29 protein-coding genes are annotated in these 14186 nt (G+C 54.7%); all 29 read right to left on the bottom strand.

Annotated features, from left to right (window positions below):
• Positions 1-236 precede the first annotated feature (236 nt).
• A complete protein-coding gene (gene rplQ / locus AC13DJ_RS00275; RefSeq protein ID WP_094626106.1) occupies positions 237-632 on the bottom strand; it encodes a 50S ribosomal protein L17 in 396 nt (131 codons plus the stop codon).
• A 33-nt stretch (positions 633-665) separates the two neighbouring features.
• A complete protein-coding gene (locus AC13DJ_RS00270) occupies positions 666-1670 on the bottom strand; it encodes a DNA-directed RNA polymerase subunit alpha (RefSeq protein ID WP_058341458.1) in 1005 nt (334 codons plus the stop codon).
• Positions 1671-1705: 35 nt separating this feature from the next.
• Positions 1706-2326, bottom strand: coding sequence for a 30S ribosomal protein S4 (rpsD, locus tag AC13DJ_RS00265; RefSeq protein ID WP_022989798.1), 621 nt, complete (start codon positions 2324-2326; stop codon positions 1706-1708).
• 18 nt (positions 2327-2344) lie between these two features.
• Positions 2345-2734 carry a 30S ribosomal protein S11 gene (gene rpsK, locus AC13DJ_RS00260; protein ID WP_482932790.1) on the bottom strand — a complete coding sequence of 130 codons (390 nt, stop codon included), beginning with the start codon at positions 2732-2734 and terminating at the stop codon, positions 2345-2347.
• 13 nt (positions 2735-2747) lie between these two features.
• Positions 2748-3104 carry a 30S ribosomal protein S13 gene (gene rpsM, locus AC13DJ_RS00255; RefSeq protein ID WP_022989797.1) on the bottom strand — a complete coding sequence of 119 codons (357 nt, stop codon included), beginning with the start codon at positions 3102-3104 and terminating at the stop codon, positions 2748-2750.
• A 140-nt stretch (positions 3105-3244) separates the two neighbouring features.
• Positions 3245-3358 (bottom strand): 50S ribosomal protein L36, encoded by a 114-nt coding sequence (gene rpmJ / locus AC13DJ_RS00250; RefSeq protein ID WP_008174902.1) that lies wholly within the window; start codon positions 3356-3358, stop codon positions 3245-3247.
• A gap of 33 nt (positions 3359-3391) precedes the next feature.
• Positions 3392-4714, bottom strand: a complete 1323-nt coding sequence (secY, locus tag AC13DJ_RS00245; RefSeq protein WP_036219842.1) for a preprotein translocase subunit SecY — start codon at positions 4712-4714, stop codon at positions 3392-3394.
• Positions 4715-4731: 17 nt separating this feature from the next.
• A complete protein-coding gene (rplO, locus tag AC13DJ_RS00240; RefSeq protein WP_022989795.1) occupies positions 4732-5166 on the bottom strand; it encodes a 50S ribosomal protein L15 in 435 nt (144 codons plus the stop codon).
• Between the two features lies 1 nt (position 5167).
• Positions 5168-5356, bottom strand: a complete 189-nt coding sequence (rpmD, locus tag AC13DJ_RS00235) for a 50S ribosomal protein L30 (RefSeq protein WP_007153997.1) — start codon at positions 5354-5356, stop codon at positions 5168-5170.
• A 4-nt stretch (positions 5357-5360) separates the two neighbouring features.
• Positions 5361-5861 carry a 30S ribosomal protein S5 gene (rpsE, locus tag AC13DJ_RS00230; RefSeq protein ID WP_022989794.1) on the bottom strand — a complete coding sequence of 167 codons (501 nt, stop codon included), beginning with the start codon at positions 5859-5861 and terminating at the stop codon, positions 5361-5363.
• 12 nt (positions 5862-5873) lie between these two features.
• Entirely contained in the window at positions 5874-6221 is a 348-nt protein-coding gene (gene rplR / locus AC13DJ_RS00225; RefSeq protein WP_022989793.1) for a 50S ribosomal protein L18, read from the bottom strand.
• Positions 6222-6230: 9 nt separating this feature from the next.
• Entirely contained in the window at positions 6231-6764 is a 534-nt protein-coding gene (gene rplF, locus AC13DJ_RS00220) for a 50S ribosomal protein L6 (RefSeq protein ID WP_022989792.1), read from the bottom strand.
• 9 nt (positions 6765-6773) lie between these two features.
• Entirely contained in the window at positions 6774-7166 is a 393-nt protein-coding gene (rpsH, locus tag AC13DJ_RS00215) for a 30S ribosomal protein S8 (protein WP_022989791.1), read from the bottom strand.
• 88 nt (positions 7167-7254) lie between these two features.
• Entirely contained in the window at positions 7255-7560 is a 306-nt protein-coding gene (rpsN, locus tag AC13DJ_RS00210) for a 30S ribosomal protein S14 (protein WP_022989790.1), read from the bottom strand.
• A gap of 12 nt (positions 7561-7572) precedes the next feature.
• Positions 7573-8112, bottom strand: a complete 540-nt coding sequence (rplE, locus tag AC13DJ_RS00205) for a 50S ribosomal protein L5 (protein ID WP_058090001.1) — start codon at positions 8110-8112, stop codon at positions 7573-7575.
• A 15-nt stretch (positions 8113-8127) separates the two neighbouring features.
• Positions 8128-8448 (bottom strand): 50S ribosomal protein L24, encoded by a 321-nt coding sequence (gene rplX / locus AC13DJ_RS00200; RefSeq protein ID WP_022989788.1) that lies wholly within the window; start codon positions 8446-8448, stop codon positions 8128-8130.
• Positions 8449-8465: 17 nt separating this feature from the next.
• Positions 8466-8834: a 50S ribosomal protein L14 gene (gene rplN, locus AC13DJ_RS00195; RefSeq protein ID WP_011784252.1), complete on the bottom strand. Its 369-nt coding sequence runs from the start codon at positions 8832-8834 to the stop codon at positions 8466-8468.
• Positions 8835-8852: 18 nt separating this feature from the next.
• Positions 8853-9119, bottom strand: a complete 267-nt coding sequence (gene rpsQ, locus AC13DJ_RS00190; protein WP_022989787.1) for a 30S ribosomal protein S17 — start codon at positions 9117-9119, stop codon at positions 8853-8855.
• A gap of 1 nt (position 9120) precedes the next feature.
• Positions 9121-9312, bottom strand: coding sequence for a 50S ribosomal protein L29 (gene rpmC / locus AC13DJ_RS00185; protein ID WP_008174877.1), 192 nt, complete (start codon positions 9310-9312; stop codon positions 9121-9123).
• Positions 9312-9725 carry a 50S ribosomal protein L16 gene (gene rplP, locus AC13DJ_RS00180; protein ID WP_022989786.1) on the bottom strand — a complete coding sequence of 138 codons (414 nt, stop codon included), beginning with the start codon at positions 9723-9725 and terminating at the stop codon, positions 9312-9314. The genes rpmC and rplP overlap by 1 nt, the downstream gene beginning before the upstream one ends.
• A 12-nt stretch (positions 9726-9737) precedes the next feature.
• Positions 9738-10421 (bottom strand): 30S ribosomal protein S3, encoded by a 684-nt coding sequence (gene rpsC, locus AC13DJ_RS00175; RefSeq protein WP_022989785.1) that lies wholly within the window; start codon positions 10419-10421, stop codon positions 9738-9740.
• Positions 10422-10432: 11 nt separating this feature from the next.
• Entirely contained in the window at positions 10433-10765 is a 333-nt protein-coding gene (gene rplV, locus AC13DJ_RS00170) for a 50S ribosomal protein L22 (protein ID WP_008940674.1), read from the bottom strand.
• 16 nt (positions 10766-10781) lie between these two features.
• The gene (gene rpsS, locus AC13DJ_RS00165) at positions 10782-11057 is read right to left on the bottom strand and encodes a 30S ribosomal protein S19 (RefSeq protein ID WP_036219840.1); all 276 of its coding nucleotides are present in this window, start codon (positions 11055-11057) and stop codon (positions 10782-10784) included.
• 23 nt (positions 11058-11080) lie between these two features.
• On the bottom strand, positions 11081-11908 hold the full coding sequence (gene rplB / locus AC13DJ_RS00160; RefSeq protein ID WP_022989783.1) for a 50S ribosomal protein L2: 828 nt from the start codon (positions 11906-11908) through the stop codon (positions 11081-11083).
• 17 nt (positions 11909-11925) lie between these two features.
• Complete coding sequence (gene rplW, locus AC13DJ_RS00155) at positions 11926-12219, bottom strand: 50S ribosomal protein L23 (protein ID WP_008174862.1); 294 nt, start codon at positions 12217-12219, stop codon at positions 11926-11928.
• Entirely contained in the window at positions 12216-12821 is a 606-nt protein-coding gene (gene rplD, locus AC13DJ_RS00150) for a 50S ribosomal protein L4 (protein WP_022989782.1), read from the bottom strand. The genes rplW and rplD overlap by 4 nt, the downstream gene beginning before the upstream one ends.
• 11 nt (positions 12822-12832) lie before the next feature.
• Entirely contained in the window at positions 12833-13471 is a 639-nt protein-coding gene (gene rplC, locus AC13DJ_RS00145) for a 50S ribosomal protein L3 (protein ID WP_482932789.1), read from the bottom strand.
• Positions 13472-13546: 75 nt separating this feature from the next.
• Positions 13547-13858, bottom strand: coding sequence for a 30S ribosomal protein S10 (rpsJ, locus tag AC13DJ_RS00140; protein WP_004580743.1), 312 nt, complete (start codon positions 13856-13858; stop codon positions 13547-13549).
• A 187-nt stretch (positions 13859-14045) separates the two neighbouring features.
• Positions 14046-14186 (bottom strand): EF-Tu C-terminal domain-related protein (locus tag AC13DJ_RS00135; RefSeq protein WP_459413317.1); only part of this gene is annotated, 141 nt, incomplete at its 5' end.

Below are 14186 nucleotides of genomic sequence, written 5' to 3'. Positions count from 1 at the left end.
CACGCTAACCCACCTGGGCTGCCGAAGCAGGTTCACTTGCGTTGTGTACCGTTAACTTCCTATGGCTTCCTTCAGACCCCACCGTTGGCCAGTGACGCCCTTGCCAGTCGGATTGTCTTCCCCTCAGTCGGGGTGACGCCATCTTCTTTCAGATGGCCGGGTTTGCCGGCTTCGCCGGGCAAACAAAAAAACCGGGAACCTCACGGAACCCGGTTTTTTTATGGACTCGGAAGAACTTACTCTTCGTCGTCCACTTCTTCAGCTTCGATGTCCAGAGGACGACCGACCAGCTCTACGAATGCCATAGGGGCATTGTCGCCAGCACGGAAACCGCACTTCAGGATACGAAGGTAACCACCCGGACGCTCGCTGTAACGGGGGCCCAGCTCATCAAACAGCTTGGCTACCGCAGCATCGCTACGCAGACGTGAGAACGCCAGACGACGATTTGCTACCGAATCATTCTTTGCGAGCGTGATCAACGGCTCAGCTACCCGACGCAGCTCTTTGGCTTTCGGGAGCGTCGTTTTGATCAGCTCGTGCTCAACCAGTGACGCAGTCATGTTACGGAACATGGCCTTGCGATGCGCACTGGTCCTGTTGAACTTACGACCACTCTTACGATGACGCATTGCTCTGATTCCTTACCTTAAACTAATCGGCGATCAACCGCCCAGAACCCGGTCATCACCACGAAGGCTTGCCGGCGGCCAGTTATCAAGACGCATACCCAGAGACAAACCACGGGACGCAAGAACGTCCTTGATCTCGGTAAGCGACTTTTTGCCAAGGTTAGGCGTCTTCAGCAGCTCCACTTCGGTGCGCTGGATAAGATCGCCGATATAGTAAATGTTTTCAGCCTTCAAGCAGTTAGCTGAACGCACAGTTAATTCCAGATCATCAACCGGACGCAGCAGAATCGGATCAATTTCTTCCTCTTCTTCAACGCGCTCTGGCTCTTTCTCATGATCGAAATCTACGAACACCGCCAGTTGCTGCTGGAGGATGGTAGCCGCCCGGCGAATTGCTTCTTCCGGATCGATAGTACCGTTGGTCTCCAGGTCAATAACCAGCTTGTCCAGGTCTGTACGCTGCTCAACCCGAGCGCTCTCGACGGCATAAGCCACACGACGAACCGGGCTGAACGTAGCATCAAGCTGCAAGCGTCCGATGGCACGAGTTTCATCCTCGTCCAGACCACGCTGATCAGCCGGCTCATAGCCGCGGCCACGTGCAACACGCAAACGCATGTTCACTTCGCCGTTTTCGCTCAGGTGACAGATCACGTGCTCCGGGTTAGCGATTTCCACATCGTGGTCCAGCTTGATATCGCCGGCAGTCACTACGCCCGGGCCTTTCTTGCTGAGCGTGAGCTCAGCATCGTCACGGCCGTGCATCTTTACGGCGACGCCCTTGAGATTCAGGAGAATCTCGATGACGTCTTCCTGGACACCTTCAATGGCACTGTACTCGTGCAGGACACCGTCGATCTGTGCTTCAGTCACGGCGCAGCCCGGCATTGAAGACAGAAGAATACGACGCAGCGCGCTACCCAGGGTGTGACCGAAACCGCGTTCAAGCGGCTCCAGGGTCACCTTAGCGCGCGCGGCGCTGGATTCTTTCACGTCAATGGTACGAGGTGTCAATAACTCATGTACTGAACGCTGCATAGACGCCCCTATCTGCTATCGTTGCTAACTGGGCTTTACTTGGAGTAAAGCTCGACGATGAGGTTCTCGTTGATGTCGGCCGGCAGTTCAGTACGCTCAGGTACTGACTTGTAAACGCCGGACATCTTGTTGGCGTCAACCTCTACCCAGCTTACCGGTGCGCGGCTACCAGAGAGTTCCAGAGCGCCTTTAACACGCAGCTGGTTCTTGGACTTTTCGCGCACACTCACAACGTCACCCGGCTTAACCTGGTAAGACGGAATGTTCACCGACTTATCATTCACCAGGATCGCCTTGTGAGAGACGAGCTGACGAGCTTCCGCACGGGTAGAACCAAAGCCCATGCGATATACAACGTTATCCAGACGGCCTTCCAGAAGTTGCAGCAGGTTTTCACCGGTTGCGCCCTTCCGACGGGCAGCCTCTTTGTAGTAGCTACGGAACTGCTTCTCAAGCACACCGTAGATACGACGAACTTTTTGCTTCTCGCGAAGCTGCAAGCCGTATTCGGACAGACGACCGCGACGCGCGCCGTGCATACCCGGCGGAGTCTCGATGTTGCACTTGGAATCGAGCGCGCGTACGCCGCTCTTCAGAAAAAGATCTGTCCCTTCACGACGAGACAGCTTGCACTTCGGGCCTATATAACGAGCCATATTTCACTGTCTCCTGTGTTAGACGCGGCGCTTCTTGGACGGACGACAGCCGTTGTGGGGAATCGGCGTCACATCAGTGATGTTGGTGATCTTGTACCCGCAGCCGTTAAGCGCGCGTACAGCGGATTCACGTCCGGGCCCAGGACCCTTAACCTCTACGTCCAGGTTTTTAAGGCCGTATTCAGCAGCCGCATTACCGGCTCTTTCAGCTGCTACCTGCGCAGCAAAAGGTGTACTCTTACGTGAGCCGCGGAAACCGGAACCACCTGAGGTGGCCCAGGACAGGACGTTGCCCTGACGGTCCGAAATGGTCACGATGGTGTTGTTGAAGGACGCGTGAATGTGCGCGACGCCATCAACAACCGTCTTTTTCACCTTTTTACGGGTACGTGTACCTGGCTTTGCCATGTTTGCCTACCTGTTACTTACGAATAGGTTTGCGAGGACCTTTACGGGTGCGGGCGTTGGTCTTGGTGCGCTGACCACGGACCGGAAGGCCGTGACGATGGCGCAGACCACGGAAGCAACCGAGATCCTTCAAACGCTTGATGTTCATCTGTACTTCACGACGCAGATCGCCTTCGACGGTAAACTTGCCCACTTCAGTACGAAGTGCTTCAAGCTGCTCGTCGCTCAGGTCTTTGACCTTGGCGTCCGGCTTAACGCCGGTTGCATCGCAAAGCTTCTGGGCTGTTGTCTTGCCAACACCAAAGATGTAGGTCAGCGAGATAACAGCATGTTTGTGATCGGGTATATTGACACCGGCTATACGTGCCATCCAAATTACTCCGCGTTCAAAGCTTTGCTGTGTGAATTTTCCGCCACAAAAAGGGCGCGAAATAATAGCGCCTGACCCGTGGTCGAGTCAAGCGCCACTATTCCGAACCCCTTCTGCAATGTCAGTGCGATTCCGGAGAATCAGCCCTGGCGCTGCTTGTGGCGAGGCTCCGAGCAGATGACTCGTACTGAGCCATTGCGTCGAATTACTTTGCAGTTACGGCAAATTTTCTTTACCGAAGCGCGTACTTTCATTGTCGACTCCAGTTTTCAAGGGGAACGGCTTAATCAGCCGTTCCGACCATAGCCCTTGAGATTGGATTTCTTCATCAGCGATTCATACTGATGGGACATCAGGTGCGACTGAACCTGCGCCATGAAATCCATCACCACGACTACAACAATCAGCAGAGACGTACCACCAAGATAGAAAGGCACGTTACCCGCAACCATCAGGAACTGAGGGAACAGGGATACTGCTGCAATATACATAGCCCCGAACAACGTCAGACGGGTAAGCACACCATCGATGTACTTGGAGGTCTGTTCTCCCGGACGAATACCCGGGATAAACGCGCCGGAACGCTTGAGGTTATCCGCAACTTCTTTGGGGTTGTACATCAGCGCTGTGTAGAAGAAGCAGAAGAAGACTACTGCTGCTGCGAACAGGATGATATACAAAGGCTGGCTCGGCGCCAATGCCTGGGACACATCGCTCAGCCATTCCATGCCTTCACCCTGGCCAAACCACTGACCGAGCGAAGCCGGGAACAGCAGAATGGAAGAGGCAAAGATCGGCGGAATAACACCGGCCATGTTCACCTTCAGCGGCAGGTGGCTGGACTGCTGGGCAAATACCCGGCGCCCTTGCTGCCGCTTGGCATAGTTGATGGTAAGCCGGCGCTGGCCCCGCTCCATGAAGACCACGAAGCCGACAACCGCGATTGCCAGGACACCAATACCGAGCACTACCAACAGGCTCATTTCACCGTTACGGGCCTGCTCCAGGGTCTGACCAATAGCCCCCGGGAGACCGGCAACAATCCCTGCAAAAATCAGCAGGGAAATACCGTTACCGATACCACGCTCGGTGATCTGCTCGCCAAGCCACATCATGAAGACGGCACCACACACGAAGGAAACAACCGCCACAAAGTGGAAGCTGAAGCTGTCGTTAAAGGTAACGCCCTGAGAGGCCAGCCCCACAGAAATACCAAAGCCCTGAACCAGGGCCAAGATAACCGTACCATACCGGGTGTACTGACTGATCTTGCGACGACCAGCTTCGCCTTCCTTCTTCAGCTGCTCAAGCTGCGGACTAACCGCAGTCATGAGCTGCATGATAATAGAGGCAGAAATGTACGGCATGATACCGAGTGCGAAGATACTCATGCGCTCAAGCGCACCACCGGAAAACATGTTGAACAGGCTCAGTATAGTACCCTGATTCTGGTCAAACAGTGCCGCCAACCGGTCCGGGTTGATGCCTGGAACCGGGATGTGGGCACCGATCCGGTACACCAACAGCGCCAGGAAGACAAACCAGAGCCGCGAACGCAGCTCTGCAAATCCTTTTCCGGCGCCCGCAGGCAATGATGCTGTCTTGGCCATTTAGTCCTCGACTCGTCTTAGTCTTCGACTTTCCCACCCGCGGCAATGATTGCCTCGCGTGCGCCTTTGGTGACACGTAGCCCTTTAACGGTTACTGCGCGGTCCAGCTCGCCAGACAGCATAACCTTGGCTTCGCGAATTTCTTCACGAATGATGTCAGCCTTTTTCAGTGCAGCCAGGTCGACTACATCGCCTTCTACCTTCGCCAGTTCGTTCAGGCGAATCTCAGCAACGTAACGCTGCTGGCGGGAGGTGAAACCAAACTTCGGCAGACGACGGGCCAGAGGCTGCTGACCACCCTCGAAACCAGGGGCTACAGAGCCACCGGAACGGGATTTCAGACCTTTGTGACCGCGACCACCGGTTTTACCCAGACCGCTACCGATACCACGACCAACGCGCTTGGCGCTAGGACGCGAACCAGGTTCCGGAGCAAGTTCGTTCAGACGCATCTTAGTTCTCCTCAACCTGAACCAGGTAGTTAACCCGGTTGATCATGCCGCGAATGGAAGGAGTATCTTCCACTTCAACGGTGTGACCGATTTTACGAAGACCCAGACCCTTTACACACAGCTTGTGCTTGGGCTGACAGCCGATCGGGCTGCGGGTCAGAGTTACTTTGATCGTTTTTGCGTTCGCCATGACTTCAACCCAGAATATCTTCGACGGATTTACCGCGCTTGGCTGCAATATCTTCAGGCGCCTTCATGGCCTGCAGACCCTTGATGGTGGAACGTACCACGTTCACCGGGTTGGTAGAGCCGTAGCACTTGGACAGAACGTTCTGAACGCCTGCCACTTCCAGCACCGCACGCATCGCACCACCGGCGATAACACCGGTACCTTCAGATGCCGGCTGCATGTACACCTTGGAACCGCCGTGCTGGGCGCGAACCGGGTACTGCAGAGTGTTGCCGTCAAGCGCCACATCTACCATGTTCTTGCGAGCAGCTTCCATCGCCTTCTGGATGGCTACCGGAACTTCCCGGGCCTTACCACGACCGAAACCAACGCGTCCTTTACCATCACCCACTACAGTCAGTGCGGTGAAGGCAAAAATCCGGCCGCCTTTAACAACCTTGGCGACGCGGTTTACCTGAACCAGCCTTTCCTGGAGCTCAGGCGCCTTCTGTTCGTTAACGCTCATCTTCTCCACCTCTTAGAATTGCAAGCCAGCTTCACGGGCTGCGTCGGCCAGAGCCTGGACGCGTCCGTGATAACGGTAACCTGAGCGGTCAAAAGCGACCTTCTCAATGCCTGCTGCCTTGGCACGCTCAGCAATCAGCTGACCGACCTTCTTGGCAGCGTCCACGTTACCGGTTGCACCCTGGCGCAGTTCCTTATCCAACGTGGAGGCAGTGGCCAGCACTTTGCTGCCATCTGCAGTTGTAACCTGGGCGTACATATGACGCGGAGTGCGGTGAACGCACAGACGGTCAGTACCCAGCTCACGAATCTTCATGCGCACTTTACGTGCGCGACGCAGTCTTTCGATATTCGCGCTCATAGTCCCGCCTTATTTCTTCTTGGCTTCTTTGCGTCTGACCTGCTCATCCGCATAACGAACACCCTTACCCTTATAAGGCTCGGGCGGACGGAACGCGCGAATTTCAGCAGCGACCTGGCCAACCTGTTGCTTGTCGATACCGCGAATCACAACTTCCGTATTGGACGGAGTTTCAGCGGTAACACCCTCGGGCAGCTCATACTCGACCGGATGGGAAAAACCCAGGGTCAGGTTAAGCTTCTTACCTTGCGCCTGCGCACGGTAACCTACGCCCGTCAGCTGCAGCTTGCGCTCCCAGCCTGTGGATACGCCGGCAACCATGTTGTTAACCAGCGCACGAGTAGTACCAGCAAGAGCGCGGGACTGTTTGGCACCATCGCGTGCAGCAAAGCGAAGAGTACCCTCTTCCTGCTTTACTTCTACCGCTTGGTGAATGGTGAATTGAAGCGCTCCCTTGGAGCCCTTCACGTTAATTTCCTGTCCGTTCAGCTTGACCTCAACACCGGAAGGCAGCACGACAGGATTATTGGCAACCCTGGACATGTGTATCTCCTAGAATACGGTGCAGATGACTTCGCCACCCACGCCTGCAGCTCGTGCGGCGCGGTCTGTCATAACGCCCTTGGACGTTGAGACAATCGCGACTCCCAGACCACCGGATACTTTCGGCAGTTTCCCGGCGCCTTTGTACTGGCGCAGACTCGGACGGCTAACCCGCTTGATCTCTTCAATAACCGGCTTGCCACCGAAGTATTTCAGAGTGATGGTCAGCTCGGGCTTCGCGTCAGCTGAAACAGAGAAATCCTCAACGTAACCTTCGTCCTTCAGGACCTGGGCTACGGAGACCTTCATTTTGGAAGATGGCATCGTTACGTCAGCTTTTGACGCCATCTGGGCATTACGGATACGGGTAAACATATCCGCAAGCGTGTCTTGCATACTCATTAGTATGAGGCTCCTGATCTTTTTAGTTGTGCAGCGGCGTGCCGCACCGCTTACCAACAGGCACCTGACCGAAGTCAGGTTGCCTATCTTACCAGCTTGCCTTGGTCAGGCCCGGAACGTCACCGCGCATGCCGTATTCACGGAGTTTAATCCGTGACAGCTCGAACTTACGCAGAACGCCGTGGGGACGACCAGTCACCTGGCAACGATTCCGAAGACGCGAGGGAGATGAATCACGCGGAAGCTGCTGGAGCTTCATTTGTGCATCCCAACGGTCATCGTCGCTGGTATTCGGGTTTTTGATAATCGCCTTGAGCTCAGCGCGCTTGGCAGCATATTTCGCTACCAGTTGCTCGCGCTTTTGCTCGCGGTTCTTCATTGAAACCTTCGCCATGTCACTCGTTCCTTATTTCTTGAACGGAAAGCCAAAGGCTTTCAACAGTTCGCGACCTTCGTCGTCGGTACCGGCAGTGGTGGTGATGGTGATATCCAGCCCGCGGATCTTGTCGACTTTGTCGTACTCGATCTCAGGGAAGATGATCTGCTCACGAACACCCATGCTGTAGTTACCGCGACCATCGAAGGATTTCGGGTTCAGACCGCGGAAGTCACGAATGCGGGGAACCGCAATGTGCACCAGACGATCAAAGAAATCCCACATGCGCTCACCGCGCAGGGTCACTTTACAGCCAATCGGCCAACCTTCACGGATTTTGAAACCCGCTACGGATTTGCGTGCCTTGGTGACAACCGCTTTCTGACCTGCCAGGCGCTCAAGATCCGCCACGGCATTCTCAATCAGCTTTTTGTCACCAACCGCTTCGCCAACACCCATGTTCAGGGTGATTTTCTCGATACGCGGCACCTGCATAACGTTCTTGTAACCGAACTCTTTCTGCAGGGCGGGTACCACTTCCTTAGTGTACTGCTCTTTCATGTTAAGCATCGTAACCACCACCGCTTACTGGTTATCGACAGCTTCGTTCGTGGACTTGAAGATCCGCACTTTGCTGCCGTCTTCCTTGATCTGGAAGCCAACACGATCGGCTTTGCCGGTCTGCGGATTAAAAATAGCCACGTTGGAAGCCTGGATAGGCGCTTCTTTCTCGACGATACCACCCGGGGTGCCGAGCATCGGGTTCGGTTTTGTGTGCTTCTTCATCATGTTGATGCCAGAAACAATCACGCGACCGTCGTCCTGAACCTTCAGGACTTTACCACGTTTGCCTTTGTCTTTCCCCGTGGTGACGATTACTTCGTCATCTCGTTTGATCTTTTTCATAACCGGCCTCTGGTCCTTTAAAGTACTTCGGGTGCCAGTGAGATAATCTTCATGAACTTCTCGTTACGCAGTTCACGGGTAACCGGTCCGAAGATACGGGTACCAATGGGAGCGTCCTGATTGTTCAGAAGTACCGCCGCGTTACCGTCAAAACGGATCAGAGAACCGTCCGGACGACGCACACCCTTACGGGTACGTACTACAACAGCCTTCAGGACCTGGCCTTTTTTCACCTTGCCGCGGGGGATGGCTTCCTTAACGGTTACCTTGATGATATCCCCAACGGTTGCATAACGCCGGTGAGATCCGCCCAGGACCTTGATGCACATAACCTGACGTGCACCACTGTTATCCGCGACTTCAAGCATTGTTTGAGTCTGAATCATGGTTGTTCTCCGGGCGAATTACACCTTGGCAGCGCGTTCGGTGACTTCCACCAGGGCCCAGGTCTTGGTCTTGGAGACCGGACGGGTTTCCTGGATGGTAACGGTGTCACCAATGTTGCACTGATTGCTTTCATCGTGTGCATGGATCTTGGTTGAACGCTTCATGTACTTACCGTACAGAGGGTGTTTCACCTGACGCTCAACCAGGACCACGATGGACTTGTCCATCTTGTTGCTCACGACCTTGCCGCTCAGAGTTCTGGCAGTTTGGGTAGCTTCGGTCATGTCACTGTCCTGCCTTTTCATTCAATACTGTTTTCACGCGAGCGATATCGCGCTTCACCTTGCCGAGAAGGTGAGACTGATTCAGCTGACCTGTCGCCTTGCGCATGCGCAGGTTGAACTGCTCCTTCAGGAGGTCGATCAGCTCTTTGTTCAGCTCCTCGACTGACTTTTCACGCAGCTCTGTTGCTTTCATCACATCACCGTCCTCTTAACAAAGGTGGTCTGTACCGGCAGTTTGGCGGCAGCCAGAGTGAAAGCTTCGCGGGCGATTTCTTCCGCTACGCCTTCCATCTCGTAAAGCATACGGCCTGGCTGAATCTCAGCCACCCAATACTCGACAGAACCTTTACCTTTACCCATACGTACTTCAAGCGGCTTACCGGTGATCGGCTTGTCCGGGAATACCCGGATCCAGATCTTACCGCCCCGCTTGATGCGGCGAGTCATGGTACGACGCGCTGCCTCAATCTGGCGCGCAGTTATACGCCCACGGCTAGTCGCCTTCAATCCGTATTCACCGAAGCTCACCTTATTGGCGCGGTGAGCAAGACCGGTGTTACGGCCTTTCATTACCTTGCGGAATTTGGTGCGTTTTGGTTGCAGCATAAGAGTGCCCCTTTACTTAGAACCTTTCTTCCCAGAGGCTTTCTTGTCAGCACGGACCTGCTCCATACCACCAAGAATCTCACCTTTGAAGATCCATACCTTTACGCCGATAATGCCGTAAGTGGTCTTCGCTTCGTAGGTTGCATAATCAATATCTGCACGCAGTGTGTGCAGAGGTACACGACCTTCGCGATACCACTCGGAACGTGCGATCTCAGCACCCCCAAGACGACCACCAACCTGAATCTTGATACCCTTGGCACCCTGGCGCATGGCATTCTGTACCGCACGCTTCATAGCGCGACGGAACATCACACGACGCTCCAGCTGGCCGGCAACGTTTTGCGCTACCAGGCGGGCATCCAGGTCCGGTTTGCGGACTTCTTCGATGTTGATGTGCACGGGCACACCCATCATGTCGCTAACTTCGCGACGCAGACGATCAACATCTTCACCCTTCTTACCGATAACAATACCGGGGCGGGCGGTATGGATCGTGATCCGGGCGTTCTGAGCAGGGCGCTCGATCACGATCTTGCTGACAGACGCCTTAACCAGACGCTTGTCGAGGAACTCGCGAACCTGAATATCATTCAGCAGATTCTTCGCGTAGTCCTTCTTGTCGGCATACCACACTGAGTTGTGCTCTTTGATCACACCCAGGCGAATGCCGGTTGGATTTACTTTATGACCCATCTGAGCATCTCCTACTTGTCGGCGACCTTGACGGTGATATGACAGGTGCGCTTGAAAATACGATCAGCGCGCCCCTTGGCTCGAGCTTTGATTCGCTTGAGCGTTGGGCCCTCATCCACCATAACGGTGGAAACCCTCAGATCATCTACGTCCAGACCTTCGTTATGCTCAGCGTTGGCAATGGCAGACTCAAGAGCCTTCTTGATTACTACCGCTGCCTTCTTCGGGCTGAAAGTCAGAATGTTCAGGGCGTCCTCAACAGCCTTGCCGCGTACCTGGTCGGCGACAAGACGTGCTTTCTGAGCTGAGAGGCGAGCGCCCTTATACTTGGCTGCTACTTCCATTTCTATTACCTCACAATCAGCGTTTAGCTTTCTTGTCGGCCGCATGGCCACGATAAGTACGCGTTGCCGCGAACTCACCCAGTTTATGACCGACCATATCTTCGGTGACATAAACCGGCACGTGCTGCTTGCCGTTGTGGACTGCAATGGTCAGGCCTACCATCTCCGGAAAAACTGTTGACCGGCGGGACCAGGTTTTAATGGGCCGCTTGTCATTTCCTTCCAGAGCTGCCTCGACCTTCTTCAACAGATGCAGGTCTATAAAAGGACCTTTCTTTAAAGAACGTGGCACAGCAATTACCTCTATGTAGTCGTTTACTTGGCTGAACGACGACGTACTATCATCTTGTCAGTACGCTTGTTCTTACGAGTCTTATGCCCTTTGGTCGGAACACCCCACGGAGTAACCGGGTGACGTCCGCCAGAGGTACGCCCTTCACCACCACCATGCGGGTGGTCAACTGGGTTCATAGCAACACCACGTACTGTTGGACGTTTACCGCGCCAACGTGATGCACCCGCTTTACCAAGCTGCTTGAGGCTGTGCTCGCTGTTGGACACTTCACCCAGCGTTGCACGGCAATCTACAAGCACCTTACGCATTTCACCTGAACGCAGGCGGATAGTGGCATATGCCCCTTCCCGAGCTACCAGCTGTACGGATGCGCCCGCGGAGCGAGCCAGCTGGGCACCTTTGCCAGGCTTCAGTTCGACGCAGTGGATCACAGAACCGACCGGAATGTTCCGGAGCGGCAGAGTGGAGCCCACCTTGATCGGCGCGTCGACGCCGGAACGCACTGGATCGCCAGCTTTCATACCCTTGGGAGCGATGATGTAGCGACGCTCGCCATCGGAGTACTTCAGCAGTGCGATGTGCGCAGAGCGGTTAGGATCATATTCCAGGCGCTCAATGATCGCCGGGATACCATCTTTGGTCCGCTTGAAATCGATAACACGGTAGTGTTGCTTATGACCACCACCAATGTGACGAGTAGTAATGCGGCCAGCATTGTTACGGCCACCAGACTTACTCTTAGTTTCTACCAACGGCTCGTAAGGACGTCCTTTGTGCAGATCCGGGTTGTAAAGTTTTACAACGTGACGGCGTCCGGCAGATGTTGGCTTGGTTTTGACGATCGGCATATTACGACCCCTTTACCTTATTCCACATCCAGAAAATCGATGTCCTGACCTTCTGCCAGCTTGACGTAAGCCTTACGAATGTCATTACGCTTGCCGAACCCGCGGATAGTGCGCTTGAGCTTACCCTTACGGTTCAGAACCTGAACACCTTCGACGGTGACGTTGAACAGCTGCTCAACGGCTTTTTTGATCTCCGGCTTGGTTGCATCAGGGGCTACACGAAACACCACCTGACCACGCTCTGCCGCCAGAGACGCTTTTTCTGATACGTGCGGCCCAAGCAGGACCTTGTAAATACGTTCCTGATTCATCCCAGCATCTCCTCGATCTTCTTCAGAGCGGGAACAGTCACCACGACTTTCTCGAAGGCAACCAGGCTGACCGGATCCAGACCCGCTACGTCGCGAACATCCACGTGGGGAATGTTACGGGAAGCCAGGTGCAGGTTCTGCTCAACGTTCTCGGACAGGATCAGGGCATTGGAAACGCCCAGGTCCTTCAGCTTGGCAGTAAAGGCCTTGGTCTTGGGGGAGTCGACGTTGATGTCGTCTACCACAACCAGACGCTCCTGACGAACCAGCTCGGAGAGAATGGAACACATAGCCGCACGGTACATCTTGCGGTTAACCTTCTGCTCGAAGTCGCGAGGCTTGGCAGCGAAGGTTACACCACCGGAGCGCCAGATCGGGCTACGGATGGTGCCGGCACGTGCACGGCCGGTACCCTTCTGGCGCCACGGCTTCTTGCCGCCGCCGCTAACTTCGGAACGTGTTTTCTGAGCCTTGGTACCCTGACGGCCAGCTGCCATGTAGGCAGTTACCACCTGGTGAACCAGAGCCTCATTAAAATCTTTGGCAAATGCAGCGTCGGAAACAGAGATTCCCTTGCCGCTACCAGTAATTGTTAATTCCATCGCACCGCTCCTCAGGCTTTAACTGCAGGCTTGATGACAACATCGCCGCCAGTTGCGCCAGGTACGGCACCACTTACCAGCAGCAGGTTGCGCTCGGCATCGACACGGACAATCTTCAGGTTTTGCACAGTAACCTGCGCATTACCCAGCTGACCGGCCATCTTCTTGCCCTTGAATACCTTGCCCGGAGTCTGGTTCTGACCAATGGAACCCGGAGCACGGTGGGACAGAGAGTTACCGTGAGTAGCGTCCTGCATAGAGAAGTTCCAGCGCTTTACGCCGCCCTGGAAACCCTTACCCTTGGACTGACCGGTGGCATCAACCACCTGACCGTCTTCGAATACAGAGACAGTGAGCTCGCCACCCGCAGCCAGATCTTCGCCTTCGCCGTCAGCGAGACGGAATTCCCACACGCCACGACCAGCCTCGACACCCGCTTTCGCGAAGTGACCAGCAGCCGCCTTGTTTACACGGGAGGAACGACGAGAACCTACGGTTACCTGTACTGCACGGTAGCCGTCGCTTTCGAGAGTTTTGAGTTGGGCAATGCGGTTGGGCTCAACCTCAATTACCGTGACAGGCAGGGCCTGCCCTTCGTCCGTAAAAATACGGGTCATACCGGCCTTACGACCGACAACACCAATTGCCATGCTTCACCTCTTAAGTGTACGGGGCTCGCACCCTCTATGGCCTATGACAGTTACACAGACTAATACCGGGCGGTATTAGCCGAGGCTGATCTGAACGTCTACACCTGCCGCCAGGTCCAGTTTCATCAGAGCATCCACTGTCTTTTCCGTCGGCTCAACAATGTCGAGCAGACGCTTATGCGTACGAATTTCATACTGATCACGCGCGTCTTTGTTGACGTGCGGAGAGATCAATACCGTGTACTTTTCCTTCCGCGTCGGCAGAGGGATTGGACCACGCACCTGAGCGCCGGTCCGCTTAGCGGTATCGACGATCTCCTGCGTGGACTGGTCGATCAGGCGATAATCAAACGCCTTCAACCGGATTCGAATTTTTTGGCTTTGCATGATGCACCAAACTCCACTCGTAGCAGCTACTAGTTAGCCGACCTTCAAAAAAAGGAGCCGCATTGTATGCATAATACCCAACCATGTCAACTGCCACTGCAATCGACACCGCCAGGCACGCTTTTGCGACTTAAACGGAAAAAGGGGCTGAATAATTCAGCCCCTTTTTCCTGACCAATCGAGCATATTACTCGATGATCTTGGATACCACGCCGGCACCAACGGTACGGCCGCCTTCACGAATCGCGAAGCGCAGACCATCTTCCATGGCAATCGGAGCGATCAGGGTAACAGTCATTTTCACGTTGTCACCCGGCATTACCATTTC

Source organism: Marinobacter sp. L-46 (assembly GCF_056859535.1).
The sequence above is the reverse complement of the archived record's forward strand: the minus strand, read 5'-3'. Positions and strand labels throughout refer to the sequence as shown.

Coding starts and splice junctions, on each gene's coding strand:
- rplQ (WP_094626106.1), bottom strand. CDS start 632: ATGCGTCATCGTAAGAGTGGTCGTAAGTTCAACAGGACCAGTGCGCAT.
- AC13DJ_RS00270 (WP_058341458.1), bottom strand. CDS start 1,670: ATGCAGCGTTCAGTACATGAGTTATTGACACCTCGTACCATTGACGTG.
- rpsD (WP_022989798.1), bottom strand. CDS start 2,326: ATGGCTCGTTATATAGGCCCGAAGTGCAAGCTGTCTCGTCGTGAAGGG.
- rpsK (WP_482932790.1), bottom strand. CDS start 2,734: ATGGCAAAGCCAGGTACACGTACCCGTAAAAAGGTGAAAAAGACGGTT.
- rpsM (WP_022989797.1), bottom strand. CDS start 3,104: ATGGCACGTATAGCCGGTGTCAATATACCCGATCACAAACATGCTGTT.
- rpmJ (WP_008174902.1), bottom strand. CDS start 3,358: ATGAAAGTACGCGCTTCGGTAAAGAAAATTTGCCGTAACTGCAAAGTA.
- secY (WP_036219842.1), bottom strand. CDS start 4,714: ATGGCCAAGACAGCATCATTGCCTGCGGGCGCCGGAAAAGGATTTGCA.
- rplO (WP_022989795.1), bottom strand. CDS start 5,166: ATGCGTCTGAACGAACTTGCTCCGGAACCTGGTTCGCGTCCTAGCGCC.
- rpmD (WP_007153997.1), bottom strand. CDS start 5,356: ATGGCGAACGCAAAAACGATCAAAGTAACTCTGACCCGCAGCCCGATC.
- rpsE (WP_022989794.1), bottom strand. CDS start 5,861: ATGAGCGTTAACGAACAGAAGGCGCCTGAGCTCCAGGAAAGGCTGGTT.
- rplR (WP_022989793.1), bottom strand. CDS start 6,221: ATGAGCGCGAATATCGAAAGACTGCGTCGCGCACGTAAAGTGCGCATG.
- rplF (WP_022989792.1), bottom strand. CDS start 6,764: ATGTCCAGGGTTGCCAATAATCCTGTCGTGCTGCCTTCCGGTGTTGAG.
- rpsH (WP_022989791.1), bottom strand. CDS start 7,166: ATGAGTATGCAAGACACGCTTGCGGATATGTTTACCCGTATCCGTAAT.
- rpsN (WP_022989790.1), bottom strand. CDS start 7,560: ATGGCGAAGGTTTCAATGAAGAACCGCGAGCAAAAGCGCGAGCAACTG.
- rplE (WP_058090001.1), bottom strand. CDS start 8,112: ATGCTTAACATGAAAGAGCAGTACACTAAGGAAGTGGTACCCGCCCTG.
- rplX (WP_022989788.1), bottom strand. CDS start 8,448: ATGAAAAAGATCAAACGAGATGACGAAGTAATCGTCACCACGGGGAAA.
- rplN (WP_011784252.1), bottom strand. CDS start 8,834: ATGATTCAGACTCAAACAATGCTTGAAGTCGCGGATAACAGTGGTGCA.
- rpsQ (WP_022989787.1), bottom strand. CDS start 9,119: ATGACCGAAGCTACCCAAACTGCCAGAACTCTGAGCGGCAAGGTCGTG.
- rpmC (WP_008174877.1), bottom strand. CDS start 9,312: ATGAAAGCAACAGAGCTGCGTGAAAAGTCAGTCGAGGAGCTGAACAAA.
- rplP (WP_022989786.1), bottom strand. CDS start 9,725: ATGCTGCAACCAAAACGCACCAAATTCCGCAAGGTAATGAAAGGCCGT.
- rpsC (WP_022989785.1), bottom strand. CDS start 10,421: ATGGGTCATAAAGTAAATCCAACCGGCATTCGCCTGGGTGTGATCAAA.
- rplV (WP_008940674.1), bottom strand. CDS start 10,765: ATGGAAGTAGCAGCCAAGTATAAGGGCGCTCGCCTCTCAGCTCAGAAA.
- rplB (WP_022989783.1), bottom strand. CDS start 11,908: ATGCCGATCGTCAAAACCAAGCCAACATCTGCCGGACGCCGTCACGTT.
- rplW (WP_008174862.1), bottom strand. CDS start 12,219: ATGAATCAGGAACGTATTTACAAGGTCCTGCTTGGGCCGCACGTATCA.
- rplD (WP_022989782.1), bottom strand. CDS start 12,821: ATGGAATTAACAATTACTGGTAGCGGCAAGGGAATCTCTGTTTCCGAC.
- rplC (WP_482932789.1), bottom strand. CDS start 13,471: ATGGCAATTGGTGTTGTCGGTCGTAAGGCCGGTATGACCCGTATTTTT.
- rpsJ (WP_004580743.1), bottom strand. CDS start 13,858: ATGCAAAGCCAAAAAATTCGAATCCGGTTGAAGGCGTTTGATTATCGC.